The organism is Mesorhizobium sp. M0293 (genome assembly GCF_040321735.1).
Taxonomy (GTDB): domain Bacteria; phylum Pseudomonadota; class Alphaproteobacteria; order Rhizobiales; family Rhizobiaceae; genus Mesorhizobium.
On record NZ_JAMYSA010000001.1, the window covers coordinates 124,422 to 145,788 of the forward strand.

23 protein-coding genes are annotated in these 21,367 nt (G+C 61.9%); 8 read left to right on the top strand and 15 right to left on the bottom strand.

Going from position 1 to position 21,367, the window contains the following annotated elements:
- Positions 1 to 126: 126 nt before the first annotated feature.
- Positions 127 to 882 carry an NYN domain-containing protein gene (locus tag NKJ06_RS00645; protein WP_352808524.1) on the top strand — a complete coding sequence of 252 codons (756 nt, stop codon included), beginning with the start codon at positions 127 to 129 and terminating at the stop codon, positions 880 to 882.
- A gap of 53 nt (positions 883 to 935) precedes the next feature.
- Here NKJ06_RS00645 and NKJ06_RS00650 read toward each other — a convergent pair whose 3' ends face one another.
- The 8 genes from NKJ06_RS00650 to NKJ06_RS00685 all read right to left on the bottom strand — a co-directional run bounded on the left by NKJ06_RS00650 (position 936) and on the right by NKJ06_RS00685 (position 9,161).
- Positions 936 to 1,142: a hypothetical protein gene (locus tag NKJ06_RS00650; protein ID WP_352627145.1), complete on the bottom strand. Its 207-nt coding sequence runs from the start codon at positions 1,140 to 1,142 to the stop codon at positions 936 to 938.
- A 62-nt stretch (positions 1,143 to 1,204) separates the two neighbouring features.
- Positions 1,205 to 1,510 carry a DUF1236 domain-containing protein gene (locus NKJ06_RS00655; RefSeq protein WP_352808526.1) on the bottom strand — a complete coding sequence of 102 codons (306 nt, stop codon included), beginning with the start codon at positions 1,508 to 1,510 and terminating at the stop codon, positions 1,205 to 1,207.
- Positions 1,511 to 1,802: 292 nt separating this feature from the next.
- Positions 1,803 to 2,294 (bottom strand): sarcosine oxidase subunit gamma family protein, encoded by a 492-nt coding sequence (locus tag NKJ06_RS00660; protein ID WP_352808528.1) that lies wholly within the window; start codon positions 2,292 to 2,294, stop codon positions 1,803 to 1,805.
- Complete coding sequence (locus NKJ06_RS00665; RefSeq protein ID WP_352808530.1) at positions 2,287 to 5,241, bottom strand: sarcosine oxidase subunit alpha family protein; 2,955 nt, start codon at positions 5,239 to 5,241, stop codon at positions 2,287 to 2,289. The genes NKJ06_RS00660 and NKJ06_RS00665 overlap by 8 nt, the downstream gene beginning before the upstream one ends.
- Complete coding sequence (locus NKJ06_RS00670; protein ID WP_352808532.1) at positions 5,238 to 5,504, bottom strand: sarcosine oxidase subunit delta; 267 nt, start codon at positions 5,502 to 5,504, stop codon at positions 5,238 to 5,240. The genes NKJ06_RS00665 and NKJ06_RS00670 overlap by 4 nt, the downstream gene beginning before the upstream one ends.
- Before the next feature lie 14 nt (positions 5,505 to 5,518).
- Positions 5,519 to 6,775 (bottom strand): sarcosine oxidase subunit beta family protein, encoded by a 1,257-nt coding sequence (locus NKJ06_RS00675; RefSeq protein WP_352808534.1) that lies wholly within the window; start codon positions 6,773 to 6,775, stop codon positions 5,519 to 5,521.
- 10 nt (positions 6,776 to 6,785) lie between these two features.
- On the bottom strand, positions 6,786 to 7,934 hold the full coding sequence (locus NKJ06_RS00680) for a M24 family metallopeptidase (protein ID WP_352808536.1): 1,149 nt from the start codon (positions 7,932 to 7,934) through the stop codon (positions 6,786 to 6,788).
- A gap of 36 nt (positions 7,935 to 7,970) precedes the next feature.
- Complete coding sequence (locus NKJ06_RS00685; RefSeq protein ID WP_352808539.1) at positions 7,971 to 9,161, bottom strand: M24 family metallopeptidase; 1,191 nt, start codon at positions 9,159 to 9,161, stop codon at positions 7,971 to 7,973.
- A 231-nt stretch (positions 9,162 to 9,392) separates the two neighbouring features.
- Here NKJ06_RS00685 and ehuB point away from each other — a divergent pair, with 231 nt between their 5' ends.
- The 5 genes from ehuB to NKJ06_RS00710 are packed head-to-tail and all read left to right on the top strand — an operon-like array spanning position 9,393 to position 13,195.
- Entirely contained in the window at positions 9,393 to 10,262 is an 870-nt protein-coding gene (ehuB, locus tag NKJ06_RS00690; RefSeq protein WP_352627158.1) for an ectoine/hydroxyectoine ABC transporter substrate-binding protein EhuB, read from the top strand.
- 53 nt (positions 10,263 to 10,315) lie between these two features.
- The gene (ehuC, locus tag NKJ06_RS00695) at positions 10,316 to 11,044 is read left to right on the top strand and encodes an ectoine/hydroxyectoine ABC transporter permease subunit EhuC (RefSeq protein ID WP_352808541.1); all 729 of its coding nucleotides are present in this window, start codon (positions 10,316 to 10,318) and stop codon (positions 11,042 to 11,044) included.
- Positions 11,041 to 11,700 carry an ectoine/hydroxyectoine ABC transporter permease subunit EhuD gene (gene ehuD, locus NKJ06_RS00700; protein WP_352808543.1) on the top strand — a complete coding sequence of 220 codons (660 nt, stop codon included), beginning with the start codon at positions 11,041 to 11,043 and terminating at the stop codon, positions 11,698 to 11,700. The genes ehuC and ehuD overlap by 4 nt, the downstream gene beginning before the upstream one ends.
- A complete protein-coding gene (gene ehuA, locus NKJ06_RS00705) occupies positions 11,697 to 12,476 on the top strand; it encodes an ectoine/hydroxyectoine ABC transporter ATP-binding protein EhuA (RefSeq protein ID WP_352627164.1) in 780 nt (259 codons plus the stop codon). Before ehuD ends, ehuA begins: the two co-directional genes overlap by 4 nt.
- Positions 12,473 to 13,195 carry a GntR family transcriptional regulator gene (locus NKJ06_RS00710; RefSeq protein ID WP_352627166.1) on the top strand — a complete coding sequence of 241 codons (723 nt, stop codon included), beginning with the start codon at positions 12,473 to 12,475 and terminating at the stop codon, positions 13,193 to 13,195. Before ehuA ends, NKJ06_RS00710 begins: the two co-directional genes overlap by 4 nt.
- A gap of 12 nt (positions 13,196 to 13,207) precedes the next feature.
- Here the strand turns inward: NKJ06_RS00710 and NKJ06_RS00715 are convergent, their stop codons facing one another.
- Positions 13,208 to 14,398: an NADH-quinone oxidoreductase subunit D gene (locus NKJ06_RS00715; protein ID WP_352627168.1), complete on the bottom strand. Its 1,191-nt coding sequence runs from the start codon at positions 14,396 to 14,398 to the stop codon at positions 13,208 to 13,210.
- A gap of 64 nt (positions 14,399 to 14,462) precedes the next feature.
- Positions 14,463 to 14,867, bottom strand: a complete 405-nt coding sequence (locus tag NKJ06_RS00720; RefSeq protein WP_352808547.1) for a hypothetical protein — start codon at positions 14,865 to 14,867, stop codon at positions 14,463 to 14,465.
- 13 nt (positions 14,868 to 14,880) lie between these two features.
- On the opposite strand from NKJ06_RS00720, the gene NKJ06_RS00725 reads away from it, so the two are divergent.
- Entirely contained in the window at positions 14,881 to 15,240 is a 360-nt protein-coding gene (locus tag NKJ06_RS00725) for a hypothetical protein (RefSeq protein ID WP_352808549.1), read from the top strand.
- A gap of 38 nt (positions 15,241 to 15,278) precedes the next feature.
- Here NKJ06_RS00725 and NKJ06_RS00730 read toward each other — a convergent pair whose 3' ends face one another.
- Positions 15,279 to 17,189 carry a multicopper oxidase domain-containing protein gene (locus tag NKJ06_RS00730; protein ID WP_352627174.1) on the bottom strand — a complete coding sequence of 637 codons (1,911 nt, stop codon included), beginning with the start codon at positions 17,187 to 17,189 and terminating at the stop codon, positions 15,279 to 15,281.
- 194 nt (positions 17,190 to 17,383) lie between these two features.
- Here NKJ06_RS00730 and NKJ06_RS00735 point away from each other — a divergent pair, with 194 nt between their 5' ends.
- Positions 17,384 to 17,815 (top strand): hypothetical protein, encoded by a 432-nt coding sequence (locus tag NKJ06_RS00735; RefSeq protein ID WP_352627176.1) that lies wholly within the window; start codon positions 17,384 to 17,386, stop codon positions 17,813 to 17,815.
- Between the two features lie 222 nt (positions 17,816 to 18,037).
- On the opposite strand, the gene NKJ06_RS00740 is transcribed toward NKJ06_RS00735, so the two are convergent.
- From NKJ06_RS00740 to NKJ06_RS00755, 4 genes are all read right to left on the bottom strand, one after another.
- Positions 18,038 to 18,505, bottom strand: a complete 468-nt coding sequence (locus tag NKJ06_RS00740; RefSeq protein ID WP_352627178.1) for a YbhB/YbcL family Raf kinase inhibitor-like protein — start codon at positions 18,503 to 18,505, stop codon at positions 18,038 to 18,040.
- Positions 18,506 to 18,560: 55 nt separating this feature from the next.
- Positions 18,561 to 18,803: a hypothetical protein gene (locus tag NKJ06_RS00745; RefSeq protein ID WP_352808552.1), complete on the bottom strand. Its 243-nt coding sequence runs from the start codon at positions 18,801 to 18,803 to the stop codon at positions 18,561 to 18,563.
- Positions 18,804 to 18,835: 32 nt separating this feature from the next.
- A complete protein-coding gene (locus NKJ06_RS00750) occupies positions 18,836 to 19,042 on the bottom strand; it encodes a hypothetical protein (RefSeq protein WP_352627181.1) in 207 nt (68 codons plus the stop codon).
- 80 nt (positions 19,043 to 19,122) lie between these two features.
- Positions 19,123 to 21,114 carry a protein-L-isoaspartate(D-aspartate) O-methyltransferase gene (locus NKJ06_RS00755; protein ID WP_352808555.1) on the bottom strand — a complete coding sequence of 664 codons (1,992 nt, stop codon included), beginning with the start codon at positions 21,112 to 21,114 and terminating at the stop codon, positions 19,123 to 19,125.
- Between the last annotated feature and the right edge of the window lie 253 nt (positions 21,115 to 21,367).

Below are 21,367 nucleotides of genomic sequence, written 5' to 3' on the forward strand. Positions count from 1 at the left end.
GCGCCCCCGAGCATGAGCTCGTTGGACTGTTCGATCGACCAGGATCATTTGGTGCCTACGTCTAACCACCATTCAAACCGTGGTGACGCTTCAAGGTTCGGCTAATTTTTTCCAAGGAGAAATCCAATGCCTGAGATACGTTCTCCGCGTCTCGCTGTCCTCATTGACGCCGACAACGCGTCGTCCAAGATCGCTGATGGCCTGTTCGAAGAGATCGCCAAGCTCGGCGAGGCAAGCGTGCGCCGCATATACGGCGACTTCTCCGGCGTCCGTTCCAAAGGCTGGGCCGACATCCTGGCCAAGCATGCCATCATTCCACAACAACAGTTTGCCTACACAACGGGAAAGAATGCCTCGGACATCACCCTCGTGATCGATGCAATGGACCTGCTTCACAGCGGCCGCTTCGACGGTTTCTGCCTGGTTTCGTCGGATAGCGATTTCACTCGTCTCGCGGCACGCATCCGCGAGCAGGGGATCGATGTGTTTGGCTTCGGCGAGCAGAAGACCCCGGAGAGTTTTCGGCAGGCCTGCCGCAAATTCGTCTACACGGAGAACCTGCTTGCAACGACGCATGCGAATAGTGAGGACACAAGCCGGGCCACGAACCCGCTTCAGTCTCCCAGTGCCGCCACGCCTGTCATTTCGAAAGTCATCGCGCAGATGGAGAGCGAGGACGGGTGGGTCCCGCTCGGCGCTGTCGGCACGCAACTCGCCAACCTGGCCTCGGACTTCGATCCGCGGACCTTCGGATTTCGGAAACTAAGTGATCTCGTGCGGAAAACGAATTCTTTCGAGATTGACCATCCCGAAGGTGGATCGTTGCGGATTCGTATAAAACCGGCGGCGGCCAGGCAGGCGAGGTCGAAGGCTCGCCGATAAGCGGGTGTCGAGGTAGAGGCCTCTCGATCATGCTGCGAATGGCGCTTTCGCCTTCAGTCCCTGTCGGACAGCACCGCGACGCCGAAGAGCGCCGCTTTCTTGGTGATCAGTCCTTCCAGATCCGCGTCGGAGCGTTCCGTTCCCGTACGTTCCCGCAGTGCGGCGATTGCTGCCTTCATCGACAGCAACGCGTTGCATCGCTCGTTCAGGAGTTGATCGACAGCCGCAGCCACATCGCACGTCTCAACATGCGGCAACATTGAACTGGCTCCTTTCCTATCGAGCGGTAAGCCTGCCGTCCCGAGGAACGGCAGGCTTACCGTCAGTCGATAACTCTCACAATCTTGCGCGTGCCGGGGTCGACCAGCACTGTGTGATCGCCGACGACGACATATTTGTATTTGACATCGGGAACATCGATCGACCGAAGTTCGACCGTGTCGGGCAAAGCGGAGCCGACACTAAGTTCCACCCCAAGAAGATTGATCGATGCCAGCGGATGCTTGTGGACATATTCGCGGATGACCGTCTGCTGTTCGGGCGTGACAATCACCTCGTCCGCGGTGGCCACGCCAATGCCGGCGAGCAGAATAAGCCCGGTGGCGGCAGGAACCAGATGACTTCTCATCGTCTTCTCCTATTCCTGGAGGGGAGATCCGCCTTTCACTGCTTCGCAGACGGCGAACCCATTTTTTTCAACGTTCACCGAGCCGCCTTGTTCCGTGAGCGATGACTAATTGATCGGGTTGTTGGGCATCGTAGTGGCCACGCGCTGTCGCAGGAATACGAGGCTATCAGCCTCCTTTGGGCGGGAAACGCCAGGAGCAATCGCCATGAATCGCTTTGTGATGAGCGAAGTCGCGTGACCAAGCCGGCGCGGCGTCGGATTCGCATAATGGGATTTCTGGGCAGTATTCAGCCTAGCCGTCGGCGAGCCAATCATGGAGGCTGCGGGCGAAGCTTCGCGGCGCGACGAGATCGCACGAGATCTCACCGGTGCGAAGCAAGAGTACCGGCACATGGTGGAAGGATGTCTGCACGGCCCGGCCCGGAGCGCTGGTCCGCGCATGCCAGTCGACGGCGATGCAGGTTGAGAGAACGCTTGCGATGTCGGCCCCGGCCAGGCTGAAACGCACGCGACCTTCGCCAAGGCAAACCGAACAGCCGAGATCCGGATCGATGGCAAGGGACGGCGCTTGCGTCCCGTCGTCGAGCGCCAGCCAGAGACGACGCGGTGCAACGCGGATGATGAGAAGGTTCTTGTGACGAACCGTCTCTCCGACCGAGGCGGGAAGTCCTGTGCCGAGCGCCACCGAGAGGCTCGATTCGAGTTGGCCCAGCGTTCCGTCCCATGCCTCGACCTGGATGAGCTGACAATCGGCCACGGACAGGCTGAAATCCGGGCTAACCATGCAGCCGTTCTCCTTGCGGATCGAGGAATACCGGCGAGACGATGCGGGCACGCACAGTTTCGGCCTTCATGGGATAGACGGCCACGATCTCGCTTCCCTCTGTCGCGACATCGCCGGCAAGCAGCGCCAGCCCAACATAGCGGCCACGTTCGGGGCTGTAGGTGACGGAGGTGACGCGGCCGCTTCCGTGCCCGTGGGCTTTCTCGCCTGGCAGGAACAGGATGGCGCCACCACGCAGGCGCTTTCCGTTCTCGATGCATTCCAGCCCGACCAGACGTTGCCGGTCAGACGCCAGCAAGGCAGGGCGCCGCCGCAGCACATCGCCAACGAAGCCGATGCGCTTGCCGACCATACGGCCAAGGCCGAGATCGTCGAGCGTCGTGCGCCCATCGATCTCTGGCCCCGCGACGTGGCCTTTCTCGACGCGCAGCGCACCAAGCGCCTCGACGCCGTAGGGCTTCAGGTCGAACGGCCTGCCGGCTTCGAGCAAGCGGCTCCAGAGCCGTTCACCGGCAGTTGCGCCGACATAGATTTCATAGGCCCGCTCGCCGGAATAGCTGAGGCGCAGGATGCGCAGCGCGCAGCCTTCCCATTGGCCCTCGTGCGCGCCCATATGCGGCAGCGCTTCGTTGGAAACATCGAGCGACGGAAACGCCGCCGCCAGGATCGCACGGCTCTTCGGTCCGGCGACCGACATCGCCGCCCATTCATCGCTCACCGAGGTGACGGCGACGCGCAGTTCCGGCCATGCGGTGTCGAGCAGGAACTCCAGCCTCGACAGCACGTCGGCGGCCTTGGCGGTCGACGTGGTCATGAAGAACCGGCTTTCCGCCAGCCGCGTCGTGGTGCCGTCGTCGAAGACAATGCCGTCGTCGCGCAGCATGACGCCGTAGCGGGCACGGCCGACTTGCAGCTTGGCGAAGCCGTTGGCGTAGAGCCGGTCGAGGAACACGGCGGCGTCGGGACCCTGGACGTCGATCTTGCCGAGGGTGGAGATGTCCATCAGGCCAGCGGCCTGTCGCACATTTCGCATTTCGGCGACGTAGGCTTCATTCACATCGGCTCCGGACTGGTTGTAAAACCAGGGCCTCATCCAGAGGCCGACTTCCAGCATGTCGGCGCCGTTCGCCAGATGCCAGTCGTGCATCGGCGTGCGGCGGAATGGCTTGAAATGATGGCCGGTGGCGCGGCCGGCAAGCGCGCCGATGGCGACCGGCGTGAAGGGCGGGCGGAAGGTCGTGGTGCCGGTCTCGGGGACCGTTGCGCCACGCAGGGCGGCCATCGCGGAAAGTGCGGGGAAATTGCTGGTCTTGCCCTGGTCGGTACCCATGCCTAGCGTTGTGTAGCGTTTCAGGTGTTCAACCGATTCATAGCCTTCGCGATGGGCGAGTTCGATGTCCTTTGTCGTCACGTCCATCTGGAAATCGACAAAGGCTTTTCCGCGTTGGGCGGACGGGACTTCGCGAAGCATGGTCGTGATGGTCTCGCCCAGATCGAGCTTCGAAGGAACTGATACAGGCCCCGACTTTCCACAGAAGGACGCCGCTTCGATGCCGGCGCGATGACCGTCCTCGATGACATCGGCGGTCGAATAGTTTCCCATCATTGCGCCGGCGCCGAACTGATTGGCTGGAAAGGCGCCCGGCACGAAGCCGTCGACGTCTTCGCGATATCGAGGCTTGATGCCCAGATGCGAAGTCAGGTGCACGGTCGGCGACCAGCCGCCGGACACGCAAACCAGATCGCAGGCGGCCTCGGATTGGCCGTCCGGTCCGGCGAGTGTCGCGCCCCTGACGGCACGGCTGCCGTGCAGGTCGACAATGCGCGTTGCGGCCCGCACCGTGACGCCGATGCGTGCGGCTTCCGCGACAAGCGCCGTCGGCGGTGCGGCGCGCTGATCGGCAACCGTCACCTCTGCGCCGGCTGCGGCGTAGTCGAACGCAGTGCGCCAGGCGCTGTCATTGGCAGCGGTGACGATGACTTTCCTGCCCGGCAGGACGGCGAAGCGGTTGAGGTAGGTCCGGGCGGCCGAGGCAAGCATGACGCCGGGCCGGTCGTTGTTGGCGAACACCATTGGCCGCTCGATAGCGCCGGTGGCGAAAACGATCGAGCGGGCGCGAAGCATGGTGACTGTCTCCCGAGCTTCGCCGGTTCGCGGCGGGTCGATCTGGTCGCGTTGTTCGACCAGGCCTATGACATTGCCGTCATAGATGCCGAAAGCGCTGGTCCGCTTCATCAACGTGACGGTTTCGAAGTTCTTCAACTCGGATTCGACATGGCTCAACCATGAGGCCGCCGCGCCGTCCGAGCGTTCCGCCAGAAGCTGGCCGCCGAGCAGGAAATCCTGTTCGATCAGCACTACTCGCGCGCCGGCGGCGGCCGCAGCCCGCGCCGCCGATAATCCGGCCGGACCACCACCGACAATTGCGACATCGGCAAAGGCATGACGAACCTCGTAGCGATCGGGATCCGGCTCGATGCCGGCCTGGCCGAGGCCGGCGGCTCTACGGATGAAATGCTCGTAGACCATCCAGGCGCGCCGCGTCGGGCCCATGAAGGTCTTGTAGTAGAAGCCGGCAGAAAGAAATGGCGCGAACAGGCCATTGATGCTTTGGACGTCGAAGGCGAGCGACGGCCAGCGGTTCTGGCTTTCTGCGACCATGCCGTCGTCAAGTTCCAGTGTCGTCGCCGGCAGGTTCGGCTCGCGCCTGCCCGCTGTCCCGAGCGTGACCAGTGCGTTCGGCTCCTCCGGCCCGGCGGAAAGAATGCCACGCGGACGATGATACTTGAAGCTGCGTCCAACCAGGCTGACGCCGTTGGCGAGCAGCGCGGATGCGAGCGTGTCACCACGATATCCGGTCATCTTTCGGCCGTCGAAGCTGAATTCGACGGGATAAGAGCGGTCGATGCGACCGCCGCCGCGTAGCCGCTTGTTCTGGACGTTCATGCTTGCGATGTCCTGGCGAAGGTGACCGAAGAAACGACGTGGTTGCGCGTGTCGCGCTCGACCACCAGCCACTGGCGGCAGCCGATCACGTGCTGCCAGAACTCTCGGTGGAGGTCTGCCGGATTCTTCCGGACATAGACATAGGCGTACCAGGCCTCCGGATCGGGATCGTCATGGGTCGGACGCCTGACGGAAGCGTCGCCGCCATAGCGGAACTCGTCATGGTCACGCGGACCGCAGCAGGGGCATTCGATGCGCAGCATTTTCTTCCGGCCTCCTATTGCAGCCAGGCGGAGGGGCCGGCGCCGGCCTCGTCCAGCGTGCGGCCGGTCCGGAAACGGTCGAGCCCGTAGGCCGCGATCAACGGATGCGGCTTGCCGGTGGCGATCGTGTGGGCGAAGCACCAGCCGGAAGCCGGCGTCGCCTTGAAGCCGCCATAGCACCAGCCGCCGTTGAGATAGAGGCCGCCGATCGGCGTCGGGCAGATGATCGGGCTGGCATCCGGCGTCATGCCCATGACGCCGCCCCAATGACGCAGCAGACGGATGCGCGAGATGCAAGGCATCAATGCGATCGCCGCCTCCGCCACTTCGCGCACGACGCCGAGATTGCCGCGCTGGGCGTAGGAATTGTAGCCGTCGAGATTGCCGCCGAAGACCAGCCCGCCCTTATCCGACTGGCTGACGTAGAAATGATCGGCGCCGTAGGCGACGACATGGTCGACCAGCGGCTTCAGCGGTTCGGTGACGAAAGCCTGCAGGACATGGCTTTCGATCGGCAGTTCAAGGCCGGCCTTGGCACCGAGAATGGATGTATGGCCGGCGACGGCGAGGCCGACCTTGCCGGCGCCGATCCGGCCTTTGGTCGTTTCGACGCCGACGATCCGTTCGCCATCGCGAATGAAGCCCGTCACTTCGCAGTTCTGGATGATGTCTACGCCATGGCCATCGGCGGCGCGCGCATAGCCCCAAGCGACGGCGTCGTGGCGCGCGGTGCCCGCGCGGCCCTGGAAGATGGCGCCATGGATCGGGAAGCGGGCCGTATCGGAGAAATCGAGATAAGGCACCAGCCGGCGCACGTCGTCGCGATCGAGGATATCGGCGTCGATGCCGTTCAGCCGCATGACGTTGGCGCGGTGGCTGAAGCCGTCGAGCTGGTCGGCCGAATGCGCGGTGACGAGCTGGCCGCGCTGCGAGAACATGACGTTGAAGTTCAGCGCCCGCGACATGCCTTCCCAGAGCTTCATCGAGAACTCGTAGAACTGGGTGTTGCCGTCGAGCAGATAGTTGGAGCGGATGACGGTGGTGTTGCGGCCGACATTACCGCCGCCAATGTAGCCTTTTTCGAGCACGGCGACATTGCGGATGCCATGGTTTTCGGCGAGGTAGAAAGCGGTCGCTAGGCCGTGTCCGCCGCCGCCGATGACGATCACATCGTAGGACGGTTTGGGCTCCGCCGCCCGCCAGGCGCGCTGCCAGTTCTTCTGGCCGGACAGCGCATTGCGGAAAATCTGGAATGCCGAGTAAGGCGCCATGCGTGCGGCTCTATCGAACGATCGGGCCGGTCGGCGTGCGGGTCAGCACTTCGGCACCCGCATCGGTCAACAGCACGGTGTTGGAGACGAAGTCATCGCCACGACCGGTACCCATCAGCCAGGACAGGATGTGGAAGCTCATCCCGGTCTTGATCTCGAGATCGGAATCATGCCGCAGCCCGGTCACCGAATTGCCGCCGGTCCATGATGGGGGCTGGCCGGCGCCGACGAGGTAGCCGCAGTGATGGCGGCGATAGTGGGCAAGGCCGGCCTCGTCGGCGACGGCCTGCCAGGCGGCATAGACATCGCGCGCCTTGGTGCCGGGCCGCAGCGCCTTGACGACCGCGTCGAATGCCTTGGCAGTCACTTCGGCCATAGCGGCGTCTTCGTCGCTGATATGGCCGATGCGAACAAGCCGGCCGAGCGGCGCGTGGTAGCGCGAGATGCAGCCGGATAGTTCGACGAAGACCGGCTCGCCCTTGCGATAAATCCCGTCGCCCCAGGTCGTATGCTCCTCGCCAAGCCGCGCGGCCGGGCGGATGAACGGGCCGAAGCCCGGCGCATGGCCGCCGGCGCGGATCATCGCCGAAACACATTGGGCGGCGACCTCCTGCTCGGTGGCGCCGTCCGAGATCGCCGCGATCGCGGCTCCGGCGGCAGCGTCGGTCACTCTGGCGGCCTGCCGCATCAGGGCCTGTTCCTCGGCGCTTTTCACCCGCCGCATCCTGTCGACCAGACCGGAGACGTCGCTCCATCTGGCATCCGCCTGCGCCTGGAGCGCCACGGCAAGCCCGTGGCTGAGGCCCGCCGTCCAGTACTCGAGGCCGATCCGCTTACTGGACAGGCCGAGTTCCGCCAGCACCCGCGCCGCAAGATCCGCCGCCGTTTCACTGTCGGAGTGGCCGCGGAACACCGCTGCCTTCACCTGCTTCTCGATCGTCACCCTTTCCATCGAACGGGTGACCAGGACGGGTTTTCCTTCGAGCGGAACGATCAGCAGGTGAGGGGCAAAATAGCCCCAGTGATCGAGCCCGGTGAGATAGAAGACGTTCTCCGGCGACGCGAAGACGGCCGCGTCGAGTTCGCGCTCGGCCAGTGCCGTGCGGATCCTTGCAAGGCGGCCGGCGATTTCGGCTTCGGAAAAGGGATTGCGGTCCATTGGATATCCTCGAATTGCCAGTTCTTGCGCCGGTTGTCAGTCGATGACGATAAGTTCGCGCGCCACATCGCAGAGGCGTTCGCCGCCGCGATCCGTGACCACGAAGGATTCCGAGATGGCGATGCCGAAATCGTCGAGCCAAACGCCGGCCATGAAGTGGAAGCACATTCCCGGCTGCATCTCCGTGGTGTCGCCGGGGCGAAGACTTGCGGTGCGTTCGCCCCAATCGGGCGGATATGCCAGCCCGACCGGATAGCCGACGCGGCTTTCCTTCTTCAGCCCGTTCTTGCGCAAAACAGCCTGCCATGCCGCTTCTACTTCTTCGGCGGTGCTGCCGGGCCGCGCCTTCTCAAGGCCGGCGTCGACGCCCTCGACGATTGCCCTGGCCATATCGAGGATGGCCTGCGGCGGCTTGCCGAAATGCACGGTGCGCGTCAGCGCCGCGTGATAGCGTCGACGGACGCCGGCAATCTCCAGGATCGCAAGTCCGCTGTCCGGCAGCGGCGCGTCGGACCAGGTCAGATGTGGCGTGCTGGTGCCCTCGCCAACTGGCATCAGCGGACAGATCGCGGCATAGTCGCCGCCAGCTCCGGGCACGCCCATGATCTGCGCGTGATAGATCTCGGCGATGACGTGGTTCTGCGGCACGCCGGGCCGCATCTTGTCGATGGCGCGGTTCATGGCATGGGTGCAGATCGCACCGGCCTCGCGGATCAGCGTCAGCTCCGCTTCGGATTTGACCAGCCGCGCCCAATTGACGAGATCGCGGTTGTTGGCGAAGTGCGCGTCGGGCAACCCTTGGGTGAGATGGGCGTGGCAGCGCGCGGTGTAGTAATGCGCGTCCATCTCGACACCGATGCGAGCGGTCCCCCAGCCGCGCGAGCGGATCAGCTGGGCAAGCTCGTCATAGGGATGTTCGACGGGCTGCTGCACCAGCCGTTCCGAGAACGGCACGATGTTTTTCTCCGGCAGGCCGGTGGTTAGACGCGCGCTGCGCGCATCTTGCGCCCTGCCGAACCAGATCGGCCGGTCCTCCTCCATATGGACGAGCACGCACTGCGGAACGTAGAACGACCATCCGTCATAGCCAGTCAGCCAGCACATGTTGGCGGGATCCTGACAGACGATGAGGTCGAAGCCGGCCCTTTCCATGCGCGCCTTCACGCCGGTCAAGCGCTGCGCATATTCCGCTTGCGTGAATGTTCCGAAATGGTTCGCGCTCGCCACCTGAATGCCCTGCCTCCCGGATATGTCTTCCGCCCTTGCGATGAGCAAATTTGCCTAAATTGTGCACAACTTGATAGGAGCTTGTTGCATGGTTGTCGAATTTTCAAAGGTTTCTGTGTCTTGGCTTGCACAATGTCTAGGGCAGTTGTATACGTCTGGTCAAGCGCGTTTCAACCTCGAAGAAGGCCGCGACGCTGGGAACCATCATCAGTTGTTCAATGGGAGAAAAGCATGTTCAAATCATCGATATCGCGCCGTATGGTCGTTAAGGCGGCCGCGTGTCTTGCACTTGCCGCCACGTCGCTCGTGCCCGTGGCCGCACACGCGGAAACCACCCTCGAACGGGCCAAGAAAGACGGCTACATCCGCGTCGGCTTCGCCAACGAGGCGCCCTTCGGTTACGCCACGCCTGACGGCAAGCTGACCGGTGAGGCGCCGGAAGTCGCCAAGGCGGTGCTCGCCAAGATGGGCATCAAGCAGGTCGACGGCGTGCTGACCGAGTTCGGGTCGCTCATTCCTGGTCTCAAGGCCGGACGCTTCGACATCATCGCCGCCGGCATGTTCATCACTCCCAAGCGCTGCGCCGAGATCAACTATTCCGAACCTTCTTACGGCATCGGCGAGGCCTTGCTGGTGGCAAAGGGCAATCCGAAGGCCGTGAAGGACTTTTCGAGCTTCAAGGACAATCCCGATCTCAAGCTCGCCGTGATGGCCGGCGCGGTCGAGGGCGGCTTTGCCAAGGATGCCGGTGTCGCGGCAGGGCAGGTCGTTTCCCTGCCTGACCAGTCCAGCCTCGTCGCCGCCGTCCAGTCGGGCCGTGCCGACGCCGCTGCGCTAACCGCCCTGTCTATCGCCGACATGGCCAAGAAGGCCGACGGCGTGGAATCGACGAAACCGTTCGGCGAAGTTGCCGGCAAGTCGGTGAAGGGCCACGGTGGCTTCGGCTTCCGCAAGGAAGACACTGATTTGCAAGAGGCATTCAACGCCGAGCTGAAGAAATTCCTTGGCTCGCCGGAGCATATCGCACTCGTCGAGCCGCTCGGCTTCGGCAAGGACTACCTGCCGAACAAGACCACCGCCGAACTCTGCGCCGGCAAATAAGGTCCCAACTGCTGGGCGGCGCGAAGGCGCCGCCCCTTTTTTCGGAGAGGCAGATGGGAATTGGCACGCTTGTAGCGATGCTGGCGATTGCACTCGCGGTCATCGGCTTCCTGGCGACACAGCAGGCCTACAGCCTGTTTCTACCCGGCTTGCTGCAGGGCGCGGTCTTGACGATCGAGATCGCCATCCTTGGCAGCCTGCTCGCGGTCATCATGGGCGTGCTTGCAGCACTCGCCCGACTCTACGGTCCAGCACCGCTCAGATGGCTGGCAACGGTCTATGTCGAGATCTTCCGCGGCACCTCGGCGCTGGTGCAACTGTTCTGGCTGTTTTTCGTGCTGCCGCAATTCGGCGTTTCGCTCGACCCATTCCCGGTCGCCGTCCTAGCGCTCGGGCTGAACGTCGGCGCCTACGGATCAGAGGTCGTACGTGGCGCGATCCTGTCTGTCGCTCGCGGCCAGTGGGAGGGATGCACGGCGCTGAATATGAGCCGTGCCCAGATGCTGCGGCGCGTGATCCTGCCGCAAGCCTTTGTCGCCATGATCCCGCCCTGGGGCAATCTGTTCATCGAGCTTCTCAAATCGACGTCGCTGGTCTCGCTGATCACGCTCTCGGATCTCGCCTTCAAGGCGCAGCAGATGAATCAGAATACGTTCAAGACCATTCCGATCTTCACTCTCGTCCTGCTGATGTATCTCGTCATGTCGCTGGTCCTCACCATCGGCATGCGGCTGCTCGAAAGGCGGGCGTCGGCTGGTCTGGCGCGGGGGAAGGCAGCATGATCTGGGACTGGAACTTCACCCTCGAAATCCTGCCGGTGCTGGCGCACGCGGCAATCATCTCGATTGAGGCGACGCTGATCGGCTTCGTGCTTGCCGCCACCCTCGGCCTGGTGCTGGCGGTCGTGCGCATCGCCGTACCGCGGACCGGCTGGACGATTTCGATTCTCGTCGAGCTGATCCGCTCGACCCCACTGCTCATTCAGATATTTTTTATCTACTTCGTCTTCCCGAAATTCGGCCTCGTGCTCGACGCCTTCACCGCCGGCGTGCTTGCCATCGGCATCCACTACGCCGCCTATTGTTCCGAGGTCTATCGCGCCGGTTTCGACAACATCCATCGCGGTCAGTGGGAAGCCTCGATCGCGCTCAATCTGTCGGCCTGGACGACGTTTCGCGACATCATCATCCCGCAGGCGATTCCACCGATCGTTCCAGCACTGGGCAACTATCTCGTCGCCTTGTTCAAGGAGACGCCATTGCTTTCCGCGATCGCCGTGATGGAGCTGATGCAGACGGCCAAGATCATCGGCTCGGAGACCTTCCGCTACACCGAGCCGATCACGCTGGTCGGCTTGTTCTTCCTTGCCATGAGCCTGGTTTCAGCCGCGCTCATCCGGGCTCTCGAACGCTTGCTCAACCAGAGGACCATGCGATGACGGAACAACCGATGGTTCGTTTTGACAATGTGTCGAAACGCTATGGCACGCTGACCGTCCTCGACGGGCTCAATCTTGAAATCGCACGTGGCGAAAAAGTCTCCGTCATCGGCCCATCAGGTTCGGGCAAGACGACGGTGCTGCGCATGCTGATGACGCTGGAGACGATCAACGATGGCGTCATCTGGGTCGAAGGCGAACCGCTGACCCACATGAAGAAGAACGGCATGCTCGTTCCCGCCGACATTGCGCATATTCGCCGCATCAGGGCGAAAATCGGCATGGTGTTCCAATCCTTCAACCTCTTCCCGCACATGACGGCGATGGCGAACTGCATCGAGGCGCCGATGACGGTGCTTGGCATGAAGCGCGCGGATGCCGAGGCGCGGGCGGCCGAATTGCTGGAACTGGTGGGGCTGGCCCAGAAGAAGGACCACTACCCGTCGCAGCTTTCCGGTGGCCAGCAGCAACGCGTCGCCATCGCCAGGGCGCTGGCCATGCGACCCAAGATCATGCTGTTTGACGAGGTGACGTCGGCGCTCGACCCGGAGCTTGTCGGCGAAGTGCTGCAGGTGATAAGGCAGATCGGGCGCGAGCACGATCTGACCATGCTGATGGTTACCCATCAGATGGGCTTCGCCAAGGAGTTTTCCGATCGCGTTTGCTTCTTTTACCAAGGCAAGATCTGCGAACAGGGACCGCCAAACGAACTGTTCGGGGCGCCCAAGAATGAGCGGACACGGCAGTTCCTGCACGCTGTCCTGGAGGCTGGATGACGCTTGAAACGGATGCCGCGCCCATAACCGAGACCCCGCGCCCGCTCTCGGCGCGGGAGCGGTTCGAGCGTATCTACCGGATCTTGCGCGACCGCATCTGCCTGCTGGACTATGCTCCGGGAAGTCATCTCTCCGAAGAAGAACTCGCCCAGGAATTCGAGATCAGCCGGACACCGGTTCGGCGCGTGCTGGCGCGCCTCGAATCCGAAGGTCTTGTTCAATCCGTCCATGGCGTCGGCACGATCGTCACGGACGTCGATATCGAGGAACTCCAACAGGTCTACCACCTGAGGCTGGAACTGGCGCTGCTGGTCGGCAAGTTGTCGCCGATCCCGCGTACGGCTGAGGATCTCGATCGGATCAGAGCGCTAATCGCGCGTTGTGACTCCGATGTCCTCAACCCCGACCAGCGCGCGTTCCTTCGTCTCAATATGGATTTCTTCTACGAACTCACTGCGATGACCGGCAACCAGCCACTGCGTGAGATCAGCGAGCGCCTGTATTTTCAGGTCGCACGCGTCGTCCTGAAGATGATGCCGCAATTGGGCCTTGTCGAAGAATTCACTGCCTTCCGCCGGGAGATGGAGGAAGTCCTTGCCGCCGCGGAGATCGGAGACTGGGAATCGATCGGCCACATAAGGCGCGCCCACATCTCGATGAGCTTCCGCCGCATGATGCGCCACGCCGATGAGGCCACCGATTTCGATGACGGCATGTGATCTGCACATTGGTCAGCGGTCGATCTCGCCGAACACGATATCAAGTGAGCCGATGATTGCGGCGACATCGGCGATCATGTGCCCTCGGGACAGGAAATCCATCGCCTGCAGATGGGCAAAGGAAGGCGCGCGTATCTTGCATCGATAGGGAACGTTGCTTCCGTTCGAAACCAGATAGACGCCGAACTCGCCCTTCGGAGCCTCGACCGCCGCATAAACCTCGCCGGCCGGCACACGATGCCCTTCCGTGTAAAGTTTGAAATGCTGGATGGTCGCCTCCATCGAGCGTTTCATCCTGGCACGCGGCGGTGGCGTGATCTTCTGGTTCGGGATCGCCACCGGCCCCTGGCCTTCCGGCGAGCGCAATTTTTCCAGGCATTGCTTCATGATCCGGACTGACTGGCGCATTTCCTCCATGCGAACCAGGTACCGATCGTAACAGTCTCCATTCTTGCCGACCGGTATGTCGAAATCCATCTCGGGATAACATTCGTATGGCTGCGCCTTGCGCAGGTCCCATGGCGCTCCCGATCCACGCACCATCACGCCGGAAAAGCCCCAGGCCCAGGCGTCATCGAGCCCAATCGCGCCAACATCGACATTGCGTTGCTTGAAAATGCGGCTGTTGGTGAGCAGGGCATCGAGATTGTCGCAGACCTTGAGGAACGGATCGCAGAAATCCCAGATGTCGTCGAGAAGCTTGGAAGGCAGGTCCTGGTGCACGCCGCCGATCCTGAAATAATTCGCATGCATGCGGGCGCCCGAGGCGCGCTCGTAGAAGACCATCAACTTCTCACGCTCGGCGAAACCCCAGAGCGGCGGGGTCAGTGCGCCGATGTCCATCGCCTGGGTCGTGACGTTGAGGAGATGCGACAGAAGCCGGCCGATTTCGCAAAACAGGACGCGGATGAGTTGCCCACGCCTTGGCACCGATATTTCGAGCAATTTCTCGGCGGCGAGGCAGAAGGCATGCTCCTGATTCATCGGTGCGACGTAGTCTAGCCGGTCGAAATAGGGCAGGGCCTGCAGATAGTTCTTGTATTCTATGAGCTTTTCCGTGCCGCGATGGAGTAGGCCGATATGCGGATCGGCACGGTCGACGATCTCGCCATCCAGTTCCAGTACCAACCGCAGGACCCCGTGAGCCGACGGATGCTGCGGTCCGAAATTGATGGTGAAGTTGCGAACAGCGGCTTCGGCCATGGCGGCTCTCCGCGACATCTGCGTTTCGTTGCTTACGGCGTAGCCGTATGGTTCGGGTGGCCGATCAAGTTGTCGTTTGGATGATCAGCGTCAGCGTGCCATCGCCATCGATGTTGGCGGCCACGACCTGTGACGAGTTGAGCCCGTTCGCCCTCAGCGCCAATGTTGCCTGAGGCGATGCATCGATGGAATTCTGCAGACGCAGCAGATCTTGCGCACTGGTCTGGGTAATCATGGCTTCCGCCTGTGCCTTGATTTCCGCAGGTAGATCCTCGACGGCAACGATGGCGACGTTGGTGAAATTCTCGTCAGGAGCCCCTTGCTGGGGCGGTATCTGGTCCGGCAGGGGCTCCAGCGGTGTTATCTGTGGGGCCTGCGGATCGATGGTTTGCCCGTAGAGAGGTTGCGTGATGACCGCACCGGAAAGCGCGGCAACTATCGTCAACATTCGCATAATCGTTCCTTGCATGTCTCCCAGGACGATGCAGACACAACCGTTATACCGGGCGATGGTTCCGTGGGTCGGCCGTGTTGGGGCAATTTCAGCTGTTGCCCTTATCGGCTGGCCGGCGCCGCTTCGTACGAAAACGACAATTGGCTCCTGTGTGAAAATGCGCGATCATTGGGAAATGGGACGCCGACTGGACGACAAACTCGATTGCAAGGCTTGCGGGACGATCCAGATGGACATTCCCGACAACGCCAAGGAGTCGACGCCAATCCATTGCAGCAAGTGCGGTGCCTTCCTCGGCGAATGGGGTGAATTGCAGGACGATTTCTACCGCCAGGCTCGCGGCACCGAAGCATTCGACCTGCGCGACGGGAACATTATCAAGAAGTAGGACGCGAGCGCACTTGTTCGGCCATGGTCTCGTGTCGGTTAGCTGACATCAATGATGACCATCAACCCGCCGCCGCCCTTTTCCTCGACATTGTTGTTCGTCGTGTGATGCGGAATGTGGCAGTGGATCAGCCACTTGCCGGGCCGCTGTGCCTTCCAGACGACGTCATAGCGCTGCCCCGGCCCAACATTGATCGTATCGGCCAGGAAGCGCGCCGACGGGGAAAGTGTCTCGCCGTCACGGGCGACGACCTCGAAGGGGCCGCCATGGATATGCATCGGATGGATAAAGCCATTGTTGGTGCCGATGAAACGCACCTTCAGCGTCTCGCCGAGCTTCATATGGATCGTATCGGTTGAAGGATACGCTTTGCCGTTGATGGTGAAGAAGTTCGGCATGCCGCCTTCCATCGGCATCGACGGATAGGTCAGGCCGCCGCGCACCAGCCATTCCTGAAGCTCGATCAGATAGTCGTGGTCGGCCTGGACCTCGTCGGCGGGATCGACGGGGTCGATGATCAGCGCGCCGTAGAGGCCGAGCGCCTGGGTGCGGTCGGGCTTGGCGTGCGGATGATAGAAATAGGTCCCGTGTTGGGTAGCGGTGAACTCATAGGAGTAGGATTGTCCGGGCTCGATCGGCGCTTGGGTAATCTCGGCGGGTCCGTCCATCTGGTTTGGCAGGATCATGCCGTGCCAATGCACCGTCGTTTCCTCCGGCAGGTCGTTGGTGACATTGATGCGAACCTTGTCGCCTTGGCGGATGTGGATGCGCGGCCCGGGAATCTGGCCGTTATAGGCATAGGCATCGACCGCCACGTTGGGCAATATGTGCCAGCGGATCACCGACGGTCTGAGTTCGAACACCTTGACGCCGTTCTCCAGGCGGAACGGCAATTCCTGGTCGCCCTTGGCGGACAGATCATAGGAAGCCGTCACCCGGCGCGGATCGGCTGCCGCCATATCGCGCATGGCTTCCGCCGGCGTATCGCGGCCCATGATCATGCCTTGCGGCATGATCACCCCGCCGACATCACGGGCCGACAGCGTCAGGTTCAGCCAGTTCGCCGGCGCGGCCATGCCGATCGCCAGCGCAATCACGGATACGATGCCGAGTGCCGAGACCTGCGGCGTCGTGGCGTCCGTTTGCATCTGATGGCCAACGCTGCCTTCTGCCTTGTGGGCGGTGCTGCCGCGCCTCTGTTCCTGGCTGGCATCGGTATGATGCATTCGCGTTGCATGCTGTCGGTGAGCAGGCGGCTGCCGACTGTTCGCGTTGGCCGTCCGGGGGCGCAGCGTCATCAGCCCATGTTTCAATCCGCGTGCCACCAGCCAGACATTGGCGGGATAGGCGAGTGTGAAGCCGGCGATGACACCGATCGACATCACGCCCCAGAACAGAAGTTCCGTCGGCTCCATCGCGCGCATGTCGCGCCCCATCATCAGGAAGCTCATGACAGGCGCCATACCTGCCATCATGAAGTTCATCGAGATGAACTCGGGCAGGAAGCTTTTGCGCACGTTCCGCCAATAGGTGCCGCCCATCATCGACTTCATGAACAGCGACTGAAAGATGAACAGACCGAAGGCGAAGCCGGAAACATATTCGACAATGAGGTCGAGCCACATAGGAAGACCGAGCGTCGCCGTGACGACGGCGGCGAGGATGATGCCTGTAGCATCTCCGGCAACGCAGTGGATGGTCGAGCCGACGCCTTGCTTCCACAGCGGCCTGGTGAAGTCCTCGTGCTCGCCTAGTCGCGGCTCCTTGTCGGCCAGCACATACAGCAGCAGGCCGAGTGGGCCCATGTAGAGGGTTACGAGAATGAACCCCCATTTCATCACAACCGGTTCGGGATTGTTGCGGTACTGATCTATGCCGACATAGAGCGTCGAGGCAGCGGCAAGAGCGAACCAGGCAACAAGAAAATAGTCGATCGGCTGGACGAGCATTGGCAGAACCTGATTCTGGATCCGTGGCTGGTGATAACCCCTCTTTTCCATGAACGCGGCCGGCGTGTTTACGATCCAGCCGGTTGAACTTGGCGGTGACGAATTCTGTCGGGCTTCCGCTCTTGTCGGAGCATCGCCGCGCGATAATTCCTTTGAAGGCGTGGGCGCATCTTCCTTTGAAACAGGAGCCGACCATGAAATACCAGACACTCGACCAACTGCAGGCCGTCGCCGTTATTGGATCCTCGGCTGAATATTCGGCAATGACACGAAACCAGCGCATCGAGCGTTGGGCGGAACTTCTCGAGCAGAATCCCGAGCGATGCCTCGCAGCGTTTTCCGGCACCGAGCATTTGCATCCGGAAGCACGAGCCACGGTGCGTGGCGAGGGGTCGGCGATTGCTGTTGCCTTCGAGGACGCGGTGCTGCGCGCATCGGGCCTAAGGGATGACACCTATGGCGAGGCCAAGCGCTTCTTCGAACTGAATGACTGGCAACTTCACGACATCGTCTGCGATTGTCACGTAGGCGCTACCATGAAAGCACGGTGGGCCGCCGCCCGGGTTCGCGCAACGATTGGCGGGAACAGGTTTCTCGCGTGGTTGAGGCAAAGGATCATGCACTGACCGAGAGTTGGGGATCGTGGCGCCCGCGGCTATGCGATTCCCGACCGCCCCATTTCCGGATCAGCGCCTGTCCTGGCGATACGGCGGGTCGGCAGCGCGATCACGTTCCCTGCGTTCGGTGGGGGCAGGGCGGAGGCGTGTTAACACGACATAGGGCATCAATATAACCGGCAACAATGGCCCGCCGGCCGCGACAACCAACCACCGGCTGGATGCAACTCATCAAATCCGTTCGTATGTTCCGACGAGTTCTGCCTGCTCGAGCAGATGTTTTTGCGCTTCCTGCCAGATACGCTGGATGCCGGCGCTTGCCGGAATAGCAAGGTTTGGCGTGTCGAGCGCGGCCAGCCGGAAATGATAGTGATGGACGCCGTGACCGACCGGTGGTTGAGGGCCGTCATAATAGGCGTTGCCAAAATCGTTCGTCGCCTGCCTGAGGGCCTGCGGACCCGGCTTGCCGCTTGCCGCCTCGGGAAGTTCCTGGGTGTCCGGGGACATGTTGAACACCGCCCAATGGCCAAACGTTCCGCTCGGCGCATCCGGATCCTGAACGACCAGAACGAAGCTCCTTGTATCATCAGGTGCCCCCGACCACTTCAGCGGCGGAGACACGTTCTTGCCGTCCCGCGCATATCTTTCGGGGATTTTTGCGCCTTCGGCAAAGGCGGAACTGCTGAGCGTGAGTGGCATGAGTTGCTCCTTCGGAAGACAGTTGCTACGCGGATATCGGCGCACGGGGCCGACCTCAACGACCTCGCCGACGCTTGTTGTGAGAGCTTTCCTGGTTCTCTCCGCGGATGATGTTCCGATCATCGGGGTCGGCAATATCCCTCAGCTTGGGTCTGAGGTTGTCCTGCCGCAAGGCTGCACGCTCAGCGTCGGTCTTTCCAAGCTCCGTCTTCGCGTCGAAGTCCTTGCCGGCATTCTTCGTATTCTCGCGTTTTTCGATTACGCGAAGGCTTTGCTCGTGGGTTTTGTTTCCGGCCATCGACAGCCTCCTTTTTCGTGCAATTCGGGGGGCTACTTGTTCGTCCGCATTTTCTGCCTTGGATTGATTCCGCCGGCCGCCGTCGTGTCGTTCTCGACGTCACCTTCGATCGTGTTCTCGCCTTCAAGGTCGAGTTCGTCGCCTTCCTTGATCGTGCCCTTGGAGGTTCCGATGCCCGGATTGTTCACCAGGTCGGCATCGCTCGGCTTTTTCCACTTTGGATGTCTGCTCGTGCTCATGAGACAACTCCTTCGAGGGGTTCGGTTTCAAAACCCAAGGCCGGCCGAAATGTTCCCAGCCATTCGCCGCTCGCCGACCGCTAAAGTCCGAACGGATAGGTGTCGGGAACACCAGCTCTTGCATGCTCCGGACCAAGCGGAGTTACCGCTGTGGTTTTGTCGAACCACACGAAGGCGTCGAATTGCTGGGGTAGGGAAACGTCGGCATAGTGGCTGCGAAGTTCGGTTTCCGGCCGGTAGATCACCCCGATGAAGCGTTCCAGCCTGCGTTCCAGGAGCCGCTCGCGCAGCATCTCGTCGCGCTTCAGGTCGAGCAGAAAACGCGGAATGCGGCAGTCATGGCAAAGCCGCTCGTAGCTGTCGGCGTGTGAGGGCCGTACCTGCTTCACCTTCATCTCGCCGTCCCAGTCGGAGGCGGCGGCCACGGTGCCGGAATGCGTGCCCAAACCGATCAGGGCTGCCCTGTCGCCGAACCGTTGCCGGCAAAGCTGGCCGATATTCAGTTCGTCCCGGACAACGCCCATTTCTGTATAACGGGCATCTCCGATATGCGAATTGTGCGCCCAGACAACCGCCTTGGAATTCGGTCCGTTGGCGTCCAGCAGATGTTCCAGCGTTTCGAACATATGCGTGTCACGCAGGTTCCAGGATTCCGCGCCGCCATAGTACATGATCCGGTAATAACGTTCGGCGGAGGCTATCAACCGGGCGTTCTGAGCGGCATCGAGAAAGTCGCTGCCGTCCCGTCGGGCATAGTCCAGTTGCCTGGCGAGCAGGTCTCGACATTGCTCGAGAACCGCCTGCTCGCATTCACGGTAGCCCGAGGTCAGCGCCGCGCGGCCGTAGGTGGACGGTTCGTTTTGCCATGGGGTCAGGCAGCCATAGCGCTCGCGCGCGATCTTTGCTGCCTGAGGATCAACCCGGTCAAGATATTCGAGAACCGCAGCTATGGACCCGCTCATATTGTAGATGTCGAGGCCGTAGAACCCTGCTTGCCTGGATGGCTCGAGCTTCTCGTTGTGGTCGCGCATCCAACTGGTGAAGGCCGAGACATCGGTGTTGCGCCACATCCAGGTCGGGAACCGCTGGAATGGCGCGCCGATACCGGCTCGTGGCTCGCGATGACGAACATAGCGGTCGATAGCCGCGGCGTCGGGCCAATCGGCTTCGACCGCAACGATCGTGAAACCGTGCTTCTCGACGAGCCTGCGGGTGATCGCCGCGCGTGCCTTGTAGAACTCCGACGTGCCATGGCTTGCTTCACCAAGCAGAACGACGCGCCGGTCGGCGAACCTATCGAACAATTCGCCGAAGGCGGGGTCGTCGAAATCCGGAAGCGGCTCGGCCGCCATTGCGATCATATCGGGCACACTGGCAGGATGCGGATGCCGGAGCGGACGACCGACCTCGACGATTTCGCCGCTCTCGGGCCAGCCTTGCTCGCCGATGAGAGGGACGAACCGCACGCCGCCAAAATCCTCCTCGCTGTAGGTTGCAGCACCCGTTCGGGTGACCTTGAGCAGGCGTTGCGAATCCAGATCGTCACCGACCGGAATGACAAGCCTGCCGCCGACATCGAGTTGTTCCTGCAGGGCGAGCGGCGCGCCGGGTCCGCTGGCCGTCACCACGATGGCGTCGTAGGGCGCTGCCTCCGGCCAGCCCTTGGTGCCGTCACCGGTCCTGACCTCGATGTTCTCGTAGCCAAGTCTCTCAAACCGACGCTTCGCGGTTTCGGCCAATCCGGGATGACGCTCGATCGTGTAGACCTGTTCGACGATCCGGCTCATTACGGCCGCCGCATAGCCCGAGCCGGTGCCAATCTCCAGTACGTGGTCACCAGCCTTGACATCCGCCAGCTCGATCATGAGCGCGACGATGTAGGGTTGCGATATCGTCTGTCCATCAGCGATGGGCAGGGGTCCGTCTTCATAAGCGAATTCTTCGAAGCCGGGGTCGACGAAAGCCTCGCGCGGAACTTCCCGCATGGCCTGCAGGATCTCGCGATTGTGGATGCCACGCCGGGCGATATGAACATTGACCATCCGGTCGCGAGCACTGGGAAGATCGAGCATTTTCAGCTCCCTTGGCGGCCGCTTGTCCGCGATTGTTCAAGGATATCCTTTGACACCAGCCGGTGAGCCACGTCCTCTGCCTTCAGCGGCTCTCTCCCGGTTCATGCCTCTAACCGCTGGAGGGCCCCAAAGTTCCTTCTGTATTGCATGACAAGTCCATGGACCCGGTTCGAGACGCTGACGGTTCCTGTTTGCCCAAGCGGCGCCTGGACATTGCTTCGAACGCCATTGCCAATTTGGGCTTGCTCAGGCG

What these genes read in the sequence shown, in the direction of transcription:
- NKJ06_RS00645 (WP_352808524.1), top strand. Translation starts at nt 127, where the DNA reads ATGCCTGAGATACGTTCTCCGCGTCTCGCTGTCCTCATTGACGCCGAC.
- NKJ06_RS00650 (WP_352627145.1), bottom strand. Translation starts at nt 1,142, where the DNA reads ATGTTGCCGCATGTTGAGACGTGCGATGTGGCTGCGGCTGTCGATCAA.
- NKJ06_RS00655 (WP_352808526.1), bottom strand. Translation starts at nt 1,510, where the DNA reads ATGAGAAGTCATCTGGTTCCTGCCGCCACCGGGCTTATTCTGCTCGCC.
- NKJ06_RS00660 (WP_352808528.1), bottom strand. Translation starts at nt 2,294, where the DNA reads ATGGTTAGCCCGGATTTCAGCCTGTCCGTGGCCGATTGTCAGCTCATC.
- NKJ06_RS00665 (WP_352808530.1), bottom strand. Translation starts at nt 5,241, where the DNA reads ATGAACGTCCAGAACAAGCGGCTACGCGGCGGCGGTCGCATCGACCGC.
- NKJ06_RS00670 (WP_352808532.1), bottom strand. Translation starts at nt 5,504, where the DNA reads ATGCTGCGCATCGAATGCCCCTGCTGCGGTCCGCGTGACCATGACGAG.
- NKJ06_RS00675 (WP_352808534.1), bottom strand. Translation starts at nt 6,775, where the DNA reads ATGGCGCCTTACTCGGCATTCCAGATTTTCCGCAATGCGCTGTCCGGC.
- NKJ06_RS00680 (WP_352808536.1), bottom strand. Translation starts at nt 7,934, where the DNA reads ATGGACCGCAATCCCTTTTCCGAAGCCGAAATCGCCGGCCGCCTTGCA.
- ehuB (WP_352627158.1), top strand. Translation starts at nt 9,393, where the DNA reads ATGTTCAAATCATCGATATCGCGCCGTATGGTCGTTAAGGCGGCCGCG.
- ehuC (WP_352808541.1), top strand. Translation starts at nt 10,316, where the DNA reads ATGGGAATTGGCACGCTTGTAGCGATGCTGGCGATTGCACTCGCGGTC.
- ehuD (WP_352808543.1), top strand. Translation starts at nt 11,041, where the DNA reads ATGATCTGGGACTGGAACTTCACCCTCGAAATCCTGCCGGTGCTGGCG.
- ehuA (WP_352627164.1), top strand. Translation starts at nt 11,697, where the DNA reads ATGACGGAACAACCGATGGTTCGTTTTGACAATGTGTCGAAACGCTAT.
- NKJ06_RS00710 (WP_352627166.1), top strand. Translation starts at nt 12,473, where the DNA reads ATGACGCTTGAAACGGATGCCGCGCCCATAACCGAGACCCCGCGCCCG.
- NKJ06_RS00715 (WP_352627168.1), bottom strand. Translation starts at nt 14,398, where the DNA reads ATGGCCGAAGCCGCTGTTCGCAACTTCACCATCAATTTCGGACCGCAG.
- NKJ06_RS00720 (WP_352808547.1), bottom strand. Translation starts at nt 14,867, where the DNA reads ATGCAAGGAACGATTATGCGAATGTTGACGATAGTTGCCGCGCTTTCC.
- NKJ06_RS00725 (WP_352808549.1), top strand. Translation starts at nt 14,881, where the DNA reads ATGCAGACACAACCGTTATACCGGGCGATGGTTCCGTGGGTCGGCCGT.
- NKJ06_RS00730 (WP_352627174.1), bottom strand. Translation starts at nt 17,189, where the DNA reads ATGCTCGTCCAGCCGATCGACTATTTTCTTGTTGCCTGGTTCGCTCTT.
- NKJ06_RS00735 (WP_352627176.1), top strand. Translation starts at nt 17,384, where the DNA reads ATGAAATACCAGACACTCGACCAACTGCAGGCCGTCGCCGTTATTGGA.
- NKJ06_RS00740 (WP_352627178.1), bottom strand. Translation starts at nt 18,505, where the DNA reads ATGCCACTCACGCTCAGCAGTTCCGCCTTTGCCGAAGGCGCAAAAATC.
- NKJ06_RS00745 (WP_352808552.1), bottom strand. Translation starts at nt 18,803, where the DNA reads ATGGCCGGAAACAAAACCCACGAGCAAAGCCTTCGCGTAATCGAAAAA.
- NKJ06_RS00750 (WP_352627181.1), bottom strand. Translation starts at nt 19,042, where the DNA reads ATGAGCACGAGCAGACATCCAAAGTGGAAAAAGCCGAGCGATGCCGAC.
- NKJ06_RS00755 (WP_352808555.1), bottom strand. Translation starts at nt 21,114, where the DNA reads ATGCTCGATCTTCCCAGTGCTCGCGACCGGATGGTCAATGTTCATATC.